Annotated in this window: 13 protein-coding genes; 9 read left to right on the plus strand and 4 right to left on the minus strand. The window is 69.8% G+C overall.

Annotated features, from left to right (window positions below):
* The first annotated feature begins 100 nt into the window (after positions 1 to 100).
* The 4 genes from OG804_RS18210 (at position 101) to OG804_RS18225 (ending at position 4814) form a co-directional block, all read left to right on the plus strand.
* The gene (locus tag OG804_RS18210; RefSeq protein ID WP_328388052.1) at positions 101 to 2362 is read left to right on the plus strand and encodes a carbon starvation CstA family protein; all 2262 of its coding nucleotides are present in this window, start codon (positions 101 to 103) and stop codon (positions 2360 to 2362) included.
* An 83-nt stretch (positions 2363 to 2445) separates the two neighbouring features.
* The gene (locus OG804_RS18215; protein ID WP_442941889.1) at positions 2446 to 2616 is read left to right on the plus strand and encodes a YbdD/YjiX family protein; all 171 of its coding nucleotides are present in this window, start codon (positions 2446 to 2448) and stop codon (positions 2614 to 2616) included.
* 117 nt (positions 2617 to 2733) lie between these two features.
* Positions 2734 to 4278: an Ada metal-binding domain-containing protein gene (locus tag OG804_RS18220; RefSeq protein WP_442941565.1), complete on the plus strand. Its 1545-nt coding sequence runs from the start codon at positions 2734 to 2736 to the stop codon at positions 4276 to 4278.
* A complete protein-coding gene (locus OG804_RS18225; protein ID WP_328388056.1) occupies positions 4278 to 4814 on the plus strand; it encodes a methylated-DNA--[protein]-cysteine S-methyltransferase in 537 nt (178 codons plus the stop codon). The genes OG804_RS18220 and OG804_RS18225 overlap by 1 nt, the downstream gene beginning before the upstream one ends.
* A gap of 17 nt (positions 4815 to 4831) precedes the next feature.
* On the opposite strand, the gene OG804_RS18230 is transcribed toward OG804_RS18225, so the two are convergent.
* Both OG804_RS18230 and OG804_RS18235 read right to left on the minus strand, forming a co-directional pair.
* A complete protein-coding gene (locus OG804_RS18230) occupies positions 4832 to 8155 on the minus strand; it encodes an AAA family ATPase (protein WP_328388058.1) in 3324 nt (1107 codons plus the stop codon).
* A complete protein-coding gene (locus tag OG804_RS18235; protein ID WP_328388060.1) occupies positions 8152 to 9348 on the minus strand; it encodes an exonuclease SbcCD subunit D in 1197 nt (398 codons plus the stop codon). Before OG804_RS18235 ends, OG804_RS18230 begins: the two co-directional genes overlap by 4 nt.
* Before the next feature lie 273 nt (positions 9349 to 9621).
* Between OG804_RS18235 and OG804_RS18240 the strand changes: the two genes are divergently transcribed.
* Complete coding sequence (locus OG804_RS18240) at positions 9622 to 10587, plus strand: DUF6542 domain-containing protein (protein ID WP_328388062.1); 966 nt, start codon at positions 9622 to 9624, stop codon at positions 10585 to 10587.
* Between the two features lie 7 nt (positions 10588 to 10594).
* Here the strand turns inward: OG804_RS18240 and OG804_RS18245 are convergent, their stop codons facing one another.
* Positions 10595 to 11602 (minus strand): 4-hydroxy-3-methylbut-2-enyl diphosphate reductase, encoded by a 1008-nt coding sequence (locus OG804_RS18245; RefSeq protein WP_328388064.1) that lies wholly within the window; start codon positions 11600 to 11602, stop codon positions 10595 to 10597.
* Positions 11603 to 11758: 156 nt separating this feature from the next.
* Here OG804_RS18245 and OG804_RS18250 point away from each other — a divergent pair, with 156 nt between their 5' ends.
* Genes OG804_RS18250 through OG804_RS18260 form a run of 3 tightly spaced genes read left to right on the plus strand, consistent with a single transcriptional unit; the run spans position 11759 to position 14069 of the window.
* On the plus strand, positions 11759 to 12487 hold the full coding sequence (locus tag OG804_RS18250) for a lipid droplet-associated protein (protein ID WP_328388066.1): 729 nt from the start codon (positions 11759 to 11761) through the stop codon (positions 12485 to 12487).
* A complete protein-coding gene (gene xseA / locus OG804_RS18255; RefSeq protein ID WP_328388068.1) occupies positions 12484 to 13833 on the plus strand; it encodes an exodeoxyribonuclease VII large subunit in 1350 nt (449 codons plus the stop codon). Before OG804_RS18250 ends, xseA begins: the two co-directional genes overlap by 4 nt.
* Positions 13834 to 13835: 2 nt before the next feature.
* Positions 13836 to 14069 (plus strand): exodeoxyribonuclease VII small subunit, encoded by a 234-nt coding sequence (locus OG804_RS18260; protein WP_328388070.1) that lies wholly within the window; start codon positions 13836 to 13838, stop codon positions 14067 to 14069.
* Between the two features lie 21 nt (positions 14070 to 14090).
* Here the strand turns inward: OG804_RS18260 and OG804_RS18265 are convergent, their stop codons facing one another.
* Positions 14091 to 14660, minus strand: a complete 570-nt coding sequence (locus OG804_RS18265) for a DUF4245 domain-containing protein (RefSeq protein WP_328388071.1) — start codon at positions 14658 to 14660, stop codon at positions 14091 to 14093.
* A 131-nt stretch (positions 14661 to 14791) separates the two neighbouring features.
* On the opposite strand from OG804_RS18265, the gene glpX reads away from it, so the two are divergent.
* Complete coding sequence (gene glpX, locus OG804_RS18270; RefSeq protein ID WP_328388073.1) at positions 14792 to 15835, plus strand: class II fructose-bisphosphatase; 1044 nt, start codon at positions 14792 to 14794, stop codon at positions 15833 to 15835.
* Positions 15836 to 16046: the final 211 nt, after the last annotated feature.

The raw sequence follows: 16046 nt of genomic DNA on the forward strand, positions 1-16046 counted from the left end.
CGCGCCACAGCGACCGTTCACCGCAATCATGCGAGCGCCGGGTAACCATCGGTTACGTTCAGGTGACCGGCATGTTCGCTCGCTGTACAGGAGTTGCCCGATGGGGACTATCGAATACCTCGAGACCGACCCCGACCTACCACCCGTGGGTGTGGTCGACCGGTCCCCGATCACACCCGCGAAGAAAGCGATCTTCGCGGGCATCGGTGTGCTCGGCGCCGTCGCCTGGACGATTCTGGCGATCGCGCGCGGCGAATCGGTGAACGCGGTGTGGATCGTGATCGCCGCGGTCTGCACCTACATCATCGCCTACCGGTTCTACGCGCGGCTCATCGAATACAAGATCGTGAAACCGCGCGACGACCTCGCCACACCCGCCGAGATCTTGGACAACGGCAAGGACTTCATGCCGATGGACCGGCGGGTGCTGTTCGGGCACCATTTCGCGGCCATCGCGGGCGCCGGTCCACTGGTCGGGCCGGTGCTGGCCGCCCAGATGGGTTATCTGCCGGGCACGATCTGGATCATCGTGGGCGTCGTGTTCGCCGGTGCGGTGCAGGACTACCTGGTGTTGTGGGTGTCGATGAAGCGGCGCGGCCGCAGCCTCGGGCAGATGGCGCGCGACGAACTCGGCCTGATCGGCGGCGTCGCCGCGATCATCGGCGTGCTGGTGATCATGATGATCCTGCTGGCGGTGCTCGCGCTGGTCGTGGTCAACGCCCTCGCACACAGCCCGTGGGGTGTCTTCTCTATCGCCATGACCATCCCGATCGCCCTGTTCATGGGCGTGTACCTGCGGTATCTGCGGCCGGGCGCGGTCGGCGAGATCTCCGGCATCGGTTTCGTGCTGCTGATCCTGGCGATCATCGCGGGCGGCTGGGTATCGCACAACGACACCTGGGCCGGCTGGTTCACCTTCCACCCGATCACCATCTCGTGGATGCTGATCGGCTACGGCTTCGTCGCCTCGGTGCTGCCGGTCTGGCTGCTGCTGGCGCCACGCGACTATCTGTCGACCTTCATGAAGATCGGCACCATCGGCCTGCTCGCGATCGGCATCCTTGTCACCATGCCGGTGCTGAAGGCGCCCGCGGTCTCGGAATTCGCGACCTCGGGCACCGGCCCGGCCTTCGCGGGCAGCCTGTTCCCGTTCCTGTTCATCACCATCGCCTGCGGTGCGCTGTCCGGTTTCCACGCCCTGGTGGCGTCGGGGACGACGCCGAAACTGCTGGAAAAAGAATCGCACGCCAAGGTGATCGGCTACGGCGGCATGCTGATGGAGTCGTTCGTCGCGGTGATGGCGATCATCACCGCCTCGATCATCGACCAGCACCTGTACTTCGCGATGAACGCGCCTACCGGCGCGACCGGCGGCACCGCGGAAACCGCGGCGGCGTACACGAACAGCCTGGGCTTGTCGGGGCCGCCCACCAGCGGCGGCGCACTGAATCAGGCCGCGGTGGACGTCGGCGAGGAATCGGTCATCTCCCGCACCGGCGGCGCCCCGACCCTGGCCATCGGCCTCTCCGAAGTGTTCTCCGGATTTCTCGGCGGCGCGGGGATGAAGTCGTTCTGGTACCACTTCGCGATCATGTTCGAGGCACTGTTCATCCTCACCACCATCGACGCGGGCACCCGGGTGGCGCGCTTCATGCTCTCGGACTCCCTCGGCAACCTGCGCGGCCCGGCACGGAAGTTCGCCGATCCGTCGTGGCGGGTGGGCGCCTGGGTGTGCTCGGCGGTCGTGGTGGCGGCCTGGGGATCGATCCTGCTGATGGGTGTGACCGATCCGCTGGGCGGGATCAACGCGCTGTTCCCGCTGTTCGGCATCGCCAACCAGCTGCTGGCCGCGATCGCGCTGGTCGTGGTGCTGACGATCCTGGTGAAGAAGGGTCTGACGAAATGGGCCTGGATCCCGGGGGTCGCGCTGGCCTGGGACCTCATCGTCACCATGACCGCGTCCTGGCAGAAGATCTTCTCCGCAGACCCGAAGGTGGGTTACTGGAAGCAGAACAGCATCTGTCGTGCGGCACGCGACGCCGGCGAGCTGTGCCTGACGGCGAAAACACCGGACGATGTGGACGCGGTGATCCGCAATACGTTCATCCAGGGCGTCCTGTCGATCGTCTTCGCGGTGCTGGTGTTGATCGTCGTGCTGGCCGCGGCCTGGGTGTGCTATCGGGTCTGGAAGTCCGGTGACACCTCGACCACCGAATCGCCGGAGGAGCCGTCGAAGATCTTCGCGCCCAGTGGTTTCCTGCCGACCGCACCGGAGCGGGAGCTGCAGAAGCAGTGGAACGAGCGGATCGCCGAGGGGCAGGTCGCGGTGCCCGGCGCCGCCCACGCGGAGGCACGGAATTGACCCGCCAGGTCCTGCCGGACATCGGCACGCCCGCCGGCGGCGGGGTTTCCGGCCACCCGGGAGTGACCGCGGTGGCGCGGGGCGTGCGGGCGGTGCTCTGGTACCTCGACTCCGTCGTCGGCGGACAGGACTACCAGCGGTACCTCGCGCATATGCGCAGAACGCATCCCGGCTCTCCGGTGGCGAGCAAACGGGAGTACTGGCGCGAACGGTACGCCGACGCGGATCGCAACCCGGGTGCGCGCTGCTGCTGAACGCTCAGCGCGGGTAGGCGGCGGGGCCGGGCCCACCGGACCCGCCGCCTTTCCTCACCGGCACTGATGTCTTTTTTCCGCTAGCTCGAGACCGCACGAGCTGACATCGTGAGGGGTGTGAGCATTACGGCCTTGGACTTCGAACGCTGCTACCGCGCGGTGGCGGCCCGCGACTCTCGTTTCGACGGGCAGTTCTACACCGCCGTACGCACCACCGGAATCTACTGCCGGCCCTCCTGCCCGGCGATCACCCCGAAGCGGGTGAACGTCACCTTCCTACCGACCTCCGCCGCGGCCCAGCAGGCCGGCTACCGCGCCTGCCGGCGCTGCCTCCCCGACGCCGCGCCCGGTTCCCCGCTGTGGAACACCCGCGCGGATCTGGCCGCCCGTGCCATGCGGCTCATCGGTGACGGCGTGGTGGAACGCGGTGGCGTACCCGGACTGGCGTCCGCGCTCGGTTACTCGCAGCGCCAGCTGACCCGGGTGCTCACCAGCGAACTCGGCGCGGGCCCGCTCGCTCTGGCCCGGGCCCACCGGGCGCATACGGCGCGGTTGCTGATCCAGACCACGGCCATGCCGATGTCGGATATCGCCTTCGCCGCCGGATTCGCGAGCATTCGGCAGTTCAACGACACCGTGCGCGAGGTGTTCGCGGTCAGCCCCAGCACCATGCGCAGCGAGGCGCAGCGCGCGAAGACCCACAGCGCCCCGGCGACCAACGGGACCCTGACTCTGCGCCTGCCCTACCGCACACCGCTGGACCGCGACTGGCTGGAATGGTTCCTGTCCGCCCATATCGTGCCAGGGCTGGAACTCTGGCAGACCGCCCCTGACGGCGAAGGCTACTACCTGCGCAATATCCGCACCCCGCACGGATACGCCGGGGTGAGACTCACGGTGCGACCGGGGCACGTCCGCGCGGAGCTGACCCTGCGCGATATGCGCGACCTCGCGCCCGCGGTAGCCCGGGTCCGGCATCTGCTCGACCTAGACGCCGACCCGGTAGCGATCGACGAAGCCCTCACCCGGGCCGGCGTCACGGACGATGACCCCACCGGCCCACACCCGGACCGCGCCTGGTTCGTTCCCGGAATACGAGTGCCGGGCTGCGTGGACGGGCCGGAGCTGCTGCTGCGCACCATGATCGGACAGCAGATCTCGGTGGCGGCCGCCAACACCCATACCGCCCGGCTGGTAGCGGCGCTCGGGGAGCCGGCCGACGGTCCGATTCCACGACTGTTCCCGACTCCGGCGGCCATCGCCGAACGCGGCGCCGAAGTGCTCACCGGCCCGGCCCAACGCATCCGGTCGATCACCGCGGCCGCCGCGGCGATCGACACCGGCGACCTGGTCCTGCACCAGGGCCGAACCGCCGCCGAACTGCGCCGCGACCTGCTCGCACTGGACGGGGTCGGTCCGTGGACCGCCGACTACGTGACGATGCGCCTGCTCGCCGACCCCGACATCCTGTTGAACACCGATCTCGTCGTCCGCCGGGGCGCCGCCCGGCACGGCATCGACCTGAGCGATGCCGCGCAGTGGTCGCCCTGGCGCTCCTACCTGTCCATGCAGCTGTGGCGGACCGAGCTGCGCACCCGCGCCGCAAGACCGGAACCCAGCGAGACGACCTCCGAACCCGAGACGAAAGCGAGTACCGACTGATGTCCGCTCCCACCGTGTCCCTGCCCACCGCGACCCTCACCCGCACCGCCGATATCGCCACCGTCGACACCGTGCTCGGCCCGTTCACCACCATCGTGGACTCCGACGGCGCGGTACTGGCAGCCGGGTGGACCGCCGAACCCGAAGCGCTCCGCACCGTCGTGCACCCCATATTGCGCCCCGACGCCCTGCGGACCCGCCGCGATCTCGGCGCCGTGACCGATGCCGTCATCGCCTACCACCGCGGCGACCTGACCGCGATCGATACCGTGGTGGTGCGTCAGTGGTCGGGGGAATTCCTGCGGCACGCCTGGGATGTACTGCGCACGGTCCCCGCGGGCAACCCGATCACCTACACCGCCTTCGCCGCTCGCGCGGGGCGGCCCGCCGCCACCCGCGCCGCCGCGAGCGCCTGTGCCCGCAATGCCGCGGCACTGTTCGTCCCCTGCCACCGGGTGCTGCGCACCGACGGAACGCTGGGCGGCTTCCGCTGGGGTCTGGAGATCAAGCGTCGGCTCATCGACCTCGAAGCCTGATACCGGAGGCGGACGGGTCAGGCGATGGTGGCCTGCAGTTGGGAACCGTTGCGGCCGCGCACGACATGGAGGCGACTCGGAATACGCTGGCGCATCTCGTCGACATGACTGACCAGGCCCACCACCCGTCCGCCGGCGCGTAGTTCGTCGAGAACGCCCATCACCGCGTCGAGGGTGTCCGCGTCCAGACTGCCGAACCCCTCGTCGATGAACAGGGTGTCGAGGATGATTCCACCGGCCTCGGCGGCGACGGTATCGGCCAGGCCCAGCGCCAGGGCGAGGGAGGCCATGAACGTCTCGCCGCCGGAAAGTGTCCGGGCGGGCCGGACGACACCGGTGTAGTCGTCGCGAATATCCAGACCCAGTCCGCCGCGGCGGCCGTGGGTCCCGGCCCGGTCGGTGTGCACGAATTCGTAGCGGCCGCCCGACATCCGGCGCAACCGGGCCGACCCCGCCACCGCGACTTCTTCCAGTCGTGCCGCGAGCACATACGAGCGCAATGACATTCGCCGGTTGTTCGCACCGCGGCCGGCTACCACCTCGGCCAGATCGGCGAGTTCCCGATGTGCACGCTGGGCGGGGGCGATCAGATCCACGGCCGCCCACAGCTGCCCGCAGAGGGTCTCCAACTGGGTGACCCGGTGCACGGCGGACCCGTGGGCGGCGACCGCCTCGTCCAGTGCCGCACGAGCTGTCCGCACCGCTTCCGCGAGCGCCGCCGGATCTCCGGGTGTCGTCGCCGCGGCGGTCCGGATCTCCGGCTCGTCCAGCACTGCCTGCGCGGCGGCCCGGGTTTCGTCGGCCGTGGCGAGGGCGGCGCTGAGCGCCTGCTGCCGCTGCGGGCTGCGCGTGGCGGCGCCGACCAGCGGGGAGTACACGCGCAATGTCGCGAGCAGCTCTTCGGAACCGGTGCCCGATTCCGGCTGTTCGTCGTGCCGCTCGCGCTCGCCGCGGCCGGTCGCCTCGATATCGGACACCGGACCGGAACTGGTCGGCGGGACAAGCCCCGCTGATATCGCCAGTCGTTCGACCCGCGCGATACAGCCCGCGACCCGTTCCCAGGCCGCCCGCGCCGCGGCATGGGATTCCCGGCGCTCACCTGCGGCGCCGATGAGCGCGTGCAGACGCTCCCGCCGGCGGCCGATCGTCGCGTCCTGTCCCGCGGCGATACGCAACTTCGCGTCGATCTCGGCGAGCCGGGACTGCACCGCCTCGATCCGCGCCGCGATCGCGCCGGCGCGGGTCTCGGCGTCCCGCAGGGCATCGTGCAGTCGATTCTCGTCAGTGCGCAGGCGGGTGAGTTCGGCGGTACACGAGTCGGCCTGCCCGGCCAGTTCCGTGGCGTCACCGCAGCGCTCGGTGGCTGCCCGTAACGCTGCGGCGAGTTCGACACGGTCGGTATCCCCGCCGCGCGCGAGCAGCCCCTCGATATCTCCCTCCACCTCGGCGAACTCCGCCTGGGCGCGGTCGCGGCCGGCCTCGGCAGCACGTTCGGCGGCCGCCGCTTCCGCTTCGTCCTGCTCGGACACCGCGCTGTCCTCCGGCCGCGCGGGCCGCGGATGCTCGACCGATCCGCAGACCGCGCAGGCCTGCCCGTCCAGCAGCCGCCCGGCCAGTTCGGCCGCCATCCCGGCCAGGCGTCGCTCGCGCAGGTCCAGCACGAGTTCGCGCGCCGCGAGATGCCCGGCTCGCGCCGAATCCAGATCGACCCGGGCCCGATCGAGCGCGGTCCGCGCTCCGGCCAGATCCACCGCGGCGGTCGCGGTCGCCTGCAACCGGTCGTGTTCGGCCCGCAGCCCGGGCAGCGCCGCTTTCGCGTCGTCGGCTTCCCGCGCCCGCGCCTGCGCGGCCGCGATGATCTCCGGCAACCGGGCCCGGCGCTCGGTCAGTTCGGCCGACCGCGCACCGACCTCGTACGCCGTGGCGGACAGTTCGTCCAGTTCGGTGCGCAGTTTCTCGCCGAGCGCCGCGTCGGCGCGGATCTCGTCCAGTTTGCCGAGCACCGCGCTCCAGCCGCGGATCGCGGTATCGAGCCCGAGATCCTCGTCGAATCCGGCGCCATCGTCCACGGAGACGAAGTCGACCCGGTCGCCGTCGTCGGTTCCGGGGTGGCCGGACGGTCTCGGCGGGGGTCCGGCGGGGGCGACGGCGAAGAGCGCGAATTCGTCGGTGCCCGCGGATACCGGGCGCGGACCACGCGCCCCCTCCGCGGCGGACCGGTCGGGTGTTCGCCCGTCGACGCCCTCTGTTTCGGACCAGCCCAGCACCAAATGGATTCCCGGGATATCCGCGCCGGCGGGTTCCGTGGCCAACCGGGCCAGCCGTTCGGCCGCGGCCGCTGATTCGGCGTCGCAACGACGAGCCGCGCGCGCCGCCGTCTCGGCCTCGCCGAGGGCCGCGGCCACCGGCTCGGCGCGACGAGCCCGGTCCAGCTCACCGCGATCGGCGGCCCGCCCGTCGGCCGCGGCGGCGTACTGCTCGAGTTGCGCCCGCGCCAGCGCGAGCCGACGGCGCTGCTCGGCCGCACGCCGTTCGCTTTCGGCCCGCTCGTCGGCGCACGCCGACTGTTCGCGGCACTGATCGAGTTCACGCTGGGTGACCTCGAGCTCGTGACGGGATCCGGTCAGCAGATCCTGGGACCACTCGACCGCGTCGAGGATATCGATCCGCTCGGTACGGTCGATCCCGGCCGTGACCGCGACCCGCGTGATCAGATCCTCCACATTGCGCTGCTGGGCGCCGATCTGGTCCTCCGACGCCTTGCGCTGAGCTGTCAGCCACTGTTCGGCGGTGCCGAATCGCCCGGTGTCGAACAGTTTCTCCAGCAGCTTTTCCCGGTCCTCGTTCTCCGCACGCAGGAACTTCGCGAAGTCACCCTGCGGCAGCAGCACCACTTGGAAGAACTGGTCGGCGCTCATCCCCAGCAGCCGCACCACCTCCTCACCGATATCGGGAATGCGGGCGAGATTCGTGCCCTGCCCGTCCAGCCAGGTCAGCGTGGCCTTGGCGTTCTCGACCCGCGTCCCGCTGCCGCGCAGCTTGGGTCGTTCGAATTCCGGTTGGCGGGTGAGCCGGATCCGGCGGCCGCCCAGGGTCGCCTCGAGCATCACCTCCGGGCGGATATGCGCGGGCGCGTGATCGGAGTGCAGCCGCTTATCGCCCCGTGCCCCCGGCACTCGCCCGTACAGCGCGAAGGCGATGGCGTCGAGCACCGTCGTCTTACCGGCGCCGGTCTGCCCGTGCAGCAGGAACAGTCCGTCCGCGCCGAGTTCGTCGAAATCGACGCGGGTCGTCTCGGCGAACGGCCCGAACGCCGTCATCTCGAGCCGGTGCAGCCTCATGCGGTGAGTTCCGTGTCGGCGGCCGGTGCGCCGCCGATATCGTCGCGGACCGCCTCCGTTTCCCGGACCGCGGCGGCCATCGCCCGGTTCAGCCAGTCCGTCTCGGTGGTGTTCGGCTCGCCGCGGACATCAGTGAGGAAGGTGTGCGCGATATCGGTGTCGGCCCGGCCGCGCACCCGCTCCCGGTACCGCAGTGTCGGGTCGCCCTGCGGGCGATCCCATTCCACGTGCACCGCGAACGGGAACCGCTCGCGGAGTTTGCGCATCGCGTCCACGGGACGGGCGTAGTCGGTGAGGGTCACCGAGACGTAGTGCTCCTCGGCCGGTTCCAATCCGGGATCGGCGAGTAGTTCCTCCAGCTTCCCGCTGAGTCGGCTCAGGCCACGGACCAGCGGCAGATCGTGCCCCCGCACCCGGGCCGGGCCCGCGGCGTCCAGGTCCACCAGCCACGCCCGCTTGTGCTGCGAACTCTCCCCGAACGAGTACGGCAGCGGCGACCCCGAATAGCGCACCGCGTCCGCGAGGGTCTGCGGGGAATGCAGATGCCCGAGCGCGACGTAGTCGAACCCGGGTTCGGTGAACATGTCCAGCGGCACCGTTTCCACACCGCCGACCGAGATGGACCGCTCCGAACCGCTGGCGGCGCCGCCGACCACGAAGGCGTGCGCCAGCAGCACCGTCCGGGTGCCGGGACGGTTCCGGATATCCGCGTGGATCCGGGTCAGCACCGCGTCCAGCACCTCGGTATGCGAACGAGCCTGCGGGACCCCGAGCTCGCCCCGGCATATCTCCGGCTCCAGGTACGGGATGCCGTAGAAGGCGACCTCTCCGTGCTCGTCGGAGAGCAGCACCGGCCGATCCGAATCGGCCACCGTGGTGCGCAGATACAGCCCGCCGGCGGCCGCGAAGCTGGCGCCCGCACCCAGGCGGGTGGGGGAATCGTGATTGCCGGAAGTCGCCACGATCCGCGCTCCCGCGGCTCGGATGGCCTCGAATCCCCTGTTGCACACCGCGATAGCGTCCGCACTGGGTATGGATCGGTCGTAGACGTCACCGGGCAGCACAACCGTGTCCACTCCCTCCGCGGCCACGAGCTCGGCGAGCGCGTCGAGTACCCGCGACTGATCGGCCAGCAGGTCCACGCCGTGAAAGGTGCGACCGATATGCCAGTCCGACGTATGCAGGATTCGCATGACCGCGAATTTAGGGCAACTCACCGACAGCTTTCAATGCCGGTACCGATACCCGGGACGCCACACCGGCAACACGCCGAAGGCATCTCGCTCTGGCGGCGCGATCCGCCGCAGCCGGCGCGCACACTGTCTCGATTGCGCCATCGTGGTGGGCGCCACCCATAACCCTTGACGGTATGAATACCGCCGCCGACCACCGTTTCCGCACAATCGTCCACCCGGACCGGCCGTGCCGTAACACGGTCGACCCTTCCGGACGATAGTGTTCAATACGTGGCTGCTTCCCAACGAGTGAATTCCCGGGTGCCCGCGCCGCAACGTTCGTTACTGCCGACGGTGCCGGGTGTCCCGGCCTACGCCGCGGTTATCATCGCTGCGGCCTGCACCTTCCTGGGTTTCCTCATCGATGCCCTCGGCGACGTCACGGACCTCACCGGCACCTTCAGCGCGTTCTACATCCTCGGATGCCTCGCGGCAGTCGCGGCGGTGCGGTTCCGCGGCCTGTTCACCACCATGGTGTTACCGCCGCTACTACTGTTCATCGCGGTGCCCATCGCCTACCGGCAACTCACCGGGACCAGTACCGCCTCGCTCAAGGACATCCTGCTGAATCTGGCGATCCCCTTGGTCCACCGGTTCCCGCCGATGATGCTGGCGACCGTGCTGGTGCTGATCGTGGCCGGTATCCGGATCGCGCAACACCGGTCGGAGAGCGCGTCGCGCGAGACCGCGGCCGCCCGCCGCGCCACGAGCTGGGGACGCGGTGAACGACGCGCGGCACGCGGCGAGTCGAAGAGCCGGGCGGAGAACCGGCGACGCCGGGAGACCGCCGAGCGGCCGGGCCGCGGACAGTCGAAGCGTCCCGTGGGCGGCGAGGGAAAACCGGCACGCGGGGGTAAGCCGTCGCGCGCCGAAACCCTGGCGGCCCGGTCGAAGTCCAAAGCGAAAGCCGGGCCGAAGCGGCCCGAGCACCCGGAACCCGATTACACCCACGAGTCGATCGAAGAACCCCCGCGCCGAGGTGGCCGGGGTCGGCCGCCCGCCGAACCGGGCGCACGCGGCGCCGCGCCCAGGACCCGTGAGATGCATCAGCATCGACCCGCCCGGCCGGCGGCGCCCGTTCCGGAAGAACCGGTGCGCGCGACGGCCCGCCGTACCGAACCTGCCCGGGCGCCACAGACCGCCCGCGTCCGCGATCGGGAACCGATCCCGGAACGACGGCGGCCCGAACGCCGCTGAGCGCGGATCAGTGCCGGGCAGCTCGCAGTTCACGTGGGAGTGCGAATACGAGCGTCTCGTTCGCGGTGGTCACCGGCTGCACCTCGCCGAATCCGTGTTCGGCCAGCATGTCCAGCACACCACGCACGAGGATCTCGGGGACGGACGCGCCGGAGGTGATCCCGACCGTCCGCACTCCCTCCAGCCAGGCCGGGTCGACCTCGCGCGCGTAATCCACCAGATACGACGCGCGCGCGCCGGCGCCGAGCGCGACCTCGACCAACCGCACCGAGTTGGACGAGTTGCGCGAACCCACGACGATCACCAGATCGCATTCCGGCGCCATCGCCTTCACCGCGACCTGCCGGTTCTGGGTGGCGTAGCAGATATCGTCGCTGGGCGGATCCTGCAGCGCGGGGAACTTCTGCCGCAGCCGCGACACGGTCTCCATGGTCTCGTCCACGCTGAGCGTGGTCTGCGACAGCCAGATCACCTTGGACTCGTCGCGGACGGTGACTCCGTCGACCGCGTCCGGGCCGTCCACCAGCTGGACGTGTTCGGGGGCCTCCCCCGCGGTGCCTTCGACCTCTTCGTGGCCTTCGTGGCCGATCAGCAGGATGTCGAAGTCGTCACGGGCGAAGCGTTTGGCCTCCTGGTGGACCTTGGTCACCAGTGGACAGGTCGCGTCGATGGTGCGCAGGTTCCGCTCGGCGGCGGTCGCGTGCACTGCCGGGGAGACGCCGTGGGCCGAGAACACCACGAGTTGTCCCTCGGGCACCTCGTCGGTGGTGTCGACGAATATCACGCCGCGTTCGCGCAACGTCTCCACCACATGGCGGTTGTGCACGATCTCCTTGCGCACATAAATAGGGGCGCCGTGTTTCTCCAGCGCCTTTTCCACGGTTTCCACCGCGCGGTCCACACCCGCGCAGTAACCGCGCGGTTCGGCGAGCAGCACTCGTTTCCCTTCGGGGACGGCGGTCGCGGCGCCGGCCGAGCGAGTGATTCCGACATTCAACGGTATGGCCGAGGACATGCCCCACAGAATACGTGCGTACTTGCGCGCCCGCTCCGGCCGTGCGCTCCCCCACACCCCCGGCCGCCCGGCCCGGCACCCTGTCGAACTCTCCGCGGCTTGCCGGACGCGCACACCCTCTTTTGCGGACCACACCATATCGGGCAGGCTATTACTATGTTTCGACCACCGTTCCTGGCCCGCGTCGCCGCCGGAGCCGCCGTCTACGTCCTCGAAGAGACGCGCCGGCTACCGTCGACCGCGGCGAAATTACCCGTCACCGCGGTGAGCCAATTGCTGCAGACGGGAATGCACGTCCAGCAGTTCGTCACCAGTCTCGCGATCAAGGGTGATTCGGTTTTCGACCGGATCATCAACCGTCCGGAGGAGCAGCCCGAATGGGCCAGTTTCGATGAGGACGACGATGAGTTGCCGGTCCGCGGCCCGGGCGCCGCGTCGGCCGGACGCAGCAGCGGTTTCGATCGATTCGAATCCGACCCCGCCGAGGTGGAGTTCGCGCTCCAGGAGACGCTGGCCGGGTTGCGCGCGATCCAGAACGGCAACACGGTGCCCGCGCACACCGTCGATACCGAGGCCACGACCGGCGACACAGTGACCGACGCCCGGGCCGGCGCCCCCGCGACCGATGGACCCGAGTCCGCCGCGGTAGCCGATCCGGAACCGGTCGCCGAACCCGAACCGGCGGCCGACCCCGAACCCGCGCTTCCCGAGGTCGGGTCACGCTACGACTACCCGACTATGACCCTCGCCCAGTTGCGTGGTCGCCTGCGCACGCTCACCGTCGCCGATCTGGTCGCCCTGCTCGACTACGAGCAGCGCACCCGGGACCGCGCGGCGTTCGTGACCATGCTGACCAACCGGATCGCCACCGTGCGCGCGCAGTGACCGGCGCCGATCCCGCCCCCGCGGCCGGCCGGACCGATTCCGGCCGGCCGCGGCAAGCGCCCGCTGCCGCCAACTCCGCCGAGCAGCCGTGGCCGGTGCGCTCGGTGTCGATGAAGGTCACCCAGTGGATCGACCGGCTCGGCAGCATCTGGGTCGAGGGGCAGTTGACCCAGATCAACCTGCGCCCCGGCACCCGCACTGCGTTCCTGGTGCTGCGCGACCCTTCCGCCGATATGTCGCTGTCGGTGACCTGCGATCCCGCACTGCTGCGGAACGCGGCCGTACCGCTGCAGGAGGGCAGCCGGGTGGTGGTGTTCGGCAAACTCTCGTTCTTCCCCGGACGCGGCACGCTGTCGCTGCGGATCTCCGAGATCCGCCCGGTCGGCGTCGGCGAACTGCTGGCCCGGATCGAACGGCTCAAAGCCCTGCTGGACGCCGAGGGACTGTTCGATCCGCGTATCAAACGTCGGGTCCCGTTCCTGCCCGCGACGATCGGGCTGATCACCGGCCGCGGCAGCGCCGCCGAACACGATGTGCTGAGCGTGGCCCGGGCGCGCTGGCCCGCGGTGCGATTCGAGGTCCGCAACACCGCCGTCCAGGGTCCGTCCGCGGTACCGCAGATCCTCGACGCGCTGACCGAGCTCGATCGCGACCCGGTCGTCGAGGTGATCGTGCTCGCCCGCGGCGGCGGCAGTGTCGAGGATCTGCTGCCGTTCTCCGACGAGACGCTGTGCCGCGCGATCGTCGTCGCCACCACCCCGATCGTGAGCGCCATCGGCCACGAGCCCGATTCCCCGCTGTCCGACCTCGTCGCCGACCTGCGCGCCGCCACCCCGACCGACGCCGCGAAACGGATCGTTCCCGATGCCGCCGCGGAGACGGCCGCCGTCCGCGACCTGCGGTCCCGCTCGGCCGCGGCCTTGCGCGGCTGGGTCGAACGGGAGTCCGCCGCGCTGCGGCAGTTGCGATCCCGGCCCGTGCTCGCCGATCCGCTGCGTGATCTCGGACACCGCTACGACGAGGTCGAGCGCCTGCGGGCCGCGACCCGCCGCAGCGTCGAGAGCCTGGTCCGCACCGAGTCGGTCGCCGCCGGCCATCTCCGCCGGCAGCTGACCGCAGTCGGCCCGGCCGCGACCCTGGCCCGCGGCTACGCTGTCGTGCAGCGAGTGGCCGGTTCCGAACGCCATGTGGTGCGCGGAATCGAGGATGCGCCCGCGGGCAGTCAGCTGCGGATCCGGGTCGGTGACGGCGCGATCTCCGCCGCCGCCCTCGGCACCACGCCGCTCGGCGAACACGGGCCCCGGCGCACCGGGGAAACCGGCAGCGACGACCCCGAGAGGACCTGACCTTGTCCGATACCAGCGCCGAGGACCTGGCCGAGATCGCGGGCTTCGGCTACGAACGCGCCCGTGACGAGCTGGCCAATGTGGTGAAGATGCTGGAACAGGGCGGGATGGACCTCGACGACGCGCTGGCACTGTGGGAACGCGGCGAAGCGCTCGCCAACCGCTGCGAGGAGCACCTCGCCGGAGCGCGGCAGCGTATCGAGAAGGTTCTGTCCGAGTCGGAAGAGGCGGAATAACCGGTAGCTACCGGTGACCGGTCACGACGATTGCAGCGGCCGGGCGGCCACCACGGCGCCGGCGAGAGTTTCGAAGGCCTCGGTGTTGCCGGCCCCCCGGATCAGGACCCGGCTGTCGCCGAAATCGGCGACCCACGCCGGCTCCGAACCGGGTTCGGCGTAGACCACCCATTTCTGTCCGGCGACATCCCGGGTTCCGGTGGCGTACCGGCTGCCTACGATATGCCCGGCCAGCACGTCTTCGGTGGCGTCGCTCTGATCCAGCTCCATGTACGTGCCCGCGCCGGTGACATAACCGATGGTGCTCACGGTGCCGCCGCCGCGCTCGGTGATGGTGTCGCGGCTGCCGGAGTTCGCTGTCCAGTTTCGCGGCAACGCCGGTTCCCGGACCGGGAACGAGAGGTTCTGGGCATCGGATCGCAGTGCGGCCGGCGCGTCGAAACTCGGTATCGTGCCCTGGGTCGGCCCGCTCGCGGAGAAACTGCACTGACTGGTCAGTCCGGCGAACACCACGGCGATCAGCGCCAACGGGATCAGTGACCAGACCAGATCCCGGTAGTCGTTCATGATGCGTGGCTTTTGATTCGGCACGCTTCCAGTATCCATCGTGGTGAGCGTGGTTCCGCGCCGCCCCCGGTACTGCCGTACCAGGTGATCATCGGCGCGTATTCCGTCGATGAGACAATTGTCCGGTAGTTCCGACGCCAAGGAGGCACCCCGCTATGACGGCATCTTCGACCGCTCCGAGCCGCCGCGAGGCGCCCGACCGAAACCTCGCGCTCGAACTCGTCCGCGTCACCGAAGCCGGTGCCATGGCCGCGGGCCGCTGGGTGGGTAAGGGCGATAAAGAAGGCGGCGACGGGGCAGCCGTGGACGCCATGCGACAGCTGGTCAGTTCCGTGTCGATGCGCGGCGTCGTGGTGATCGGCGAGGGCGAGAAGGACGAGGCGCCCATGCTGTACAACGGCGAGGAGGTCGGCGACGGCACCGGTCCGGATGTCGATTTCGCGGTCGACCCGATCGACGGCACCACCCTGATGTCGAAGGGTTCACCGGGTGCCATCTCGGTGCTCGCGGTCTCCGAACGCGGCTCGATGTTCGACCCGTCGGCCGTCTTCTACATGGAGAAGATCGCGGTCGGTCCGGATGCCGCCGATGTCATCGATATCTCCGTACCGATCGGGGAGAACATCCGCAAGGTCGCCAAGGCCAAGAAGGCCTCGGTGTCCGATATCACCGTATGCATTCTGGACCGGCCCAGGCACGGCGCCCTGATCCAGCAGGTCCGCGACACCGGCGCCCGCATCCGTCTGATCTCCGACGGCGACGTGGCCGGCGCCATCGCCGCCGCCCGGCCCGATTCCGGCACCGATATCCTCGTCGGCATCGGCGGCACCCCCGAGGGCATCATCGCCGCGGCCGCCATGAAATGCATGGGCGGCGCGCTGCAGGGCAAGCTCGCCCCCACCGACGACGCCGAACGGCAGAAGGCGATCGACGCCGGACACGATCTGGACCGGGTGCTGCACACCGAGGATCTGGTGGCCGGGGAGAACGTCTTCTTCTGCGCCACCGGAGTCACCGACGGCGACCTGCTGCGCGGCGTCCGCTACTACGGCGGCGGCGCGTCCACCCAGTCCATCGTGATGCGGTCGAAGTCGGGCACCGTGCGCCTCATCGACGCCTACCACCGGCTCACCAAATTGCGTGAGTACTCGTCGGTCGACTTCCACGGCGACGAGCACGCCGCTCCGCCGCTGCCCTGATCCTGCCCCGCGTGCGGTCCGGGGCTTCGCGGCCCCGGACCGCACTCGGATTTGCTCCCGCCTCGACCACGACTCGACGCCGACCGCCGCGGACCAGCAAATTTCTGGCATATGGTCCTATCGTCGAACATTCCGGGTAATATCCGCGTGGCCACCGAACTGGCAGCGTCACGGATCTTGCGCTGGGTAGCCGTTGCGTTGCCGAATCAAC

Origin of the sequence: Nocardia sp. NBC_00416 (assembly GCF_036032445.1) — a bacterium.
Lineage (GTDB): Bacteria > Actinomycetota > Actinomycetes > Mycobacteriales > Mycobacteriaceae > Nocardia.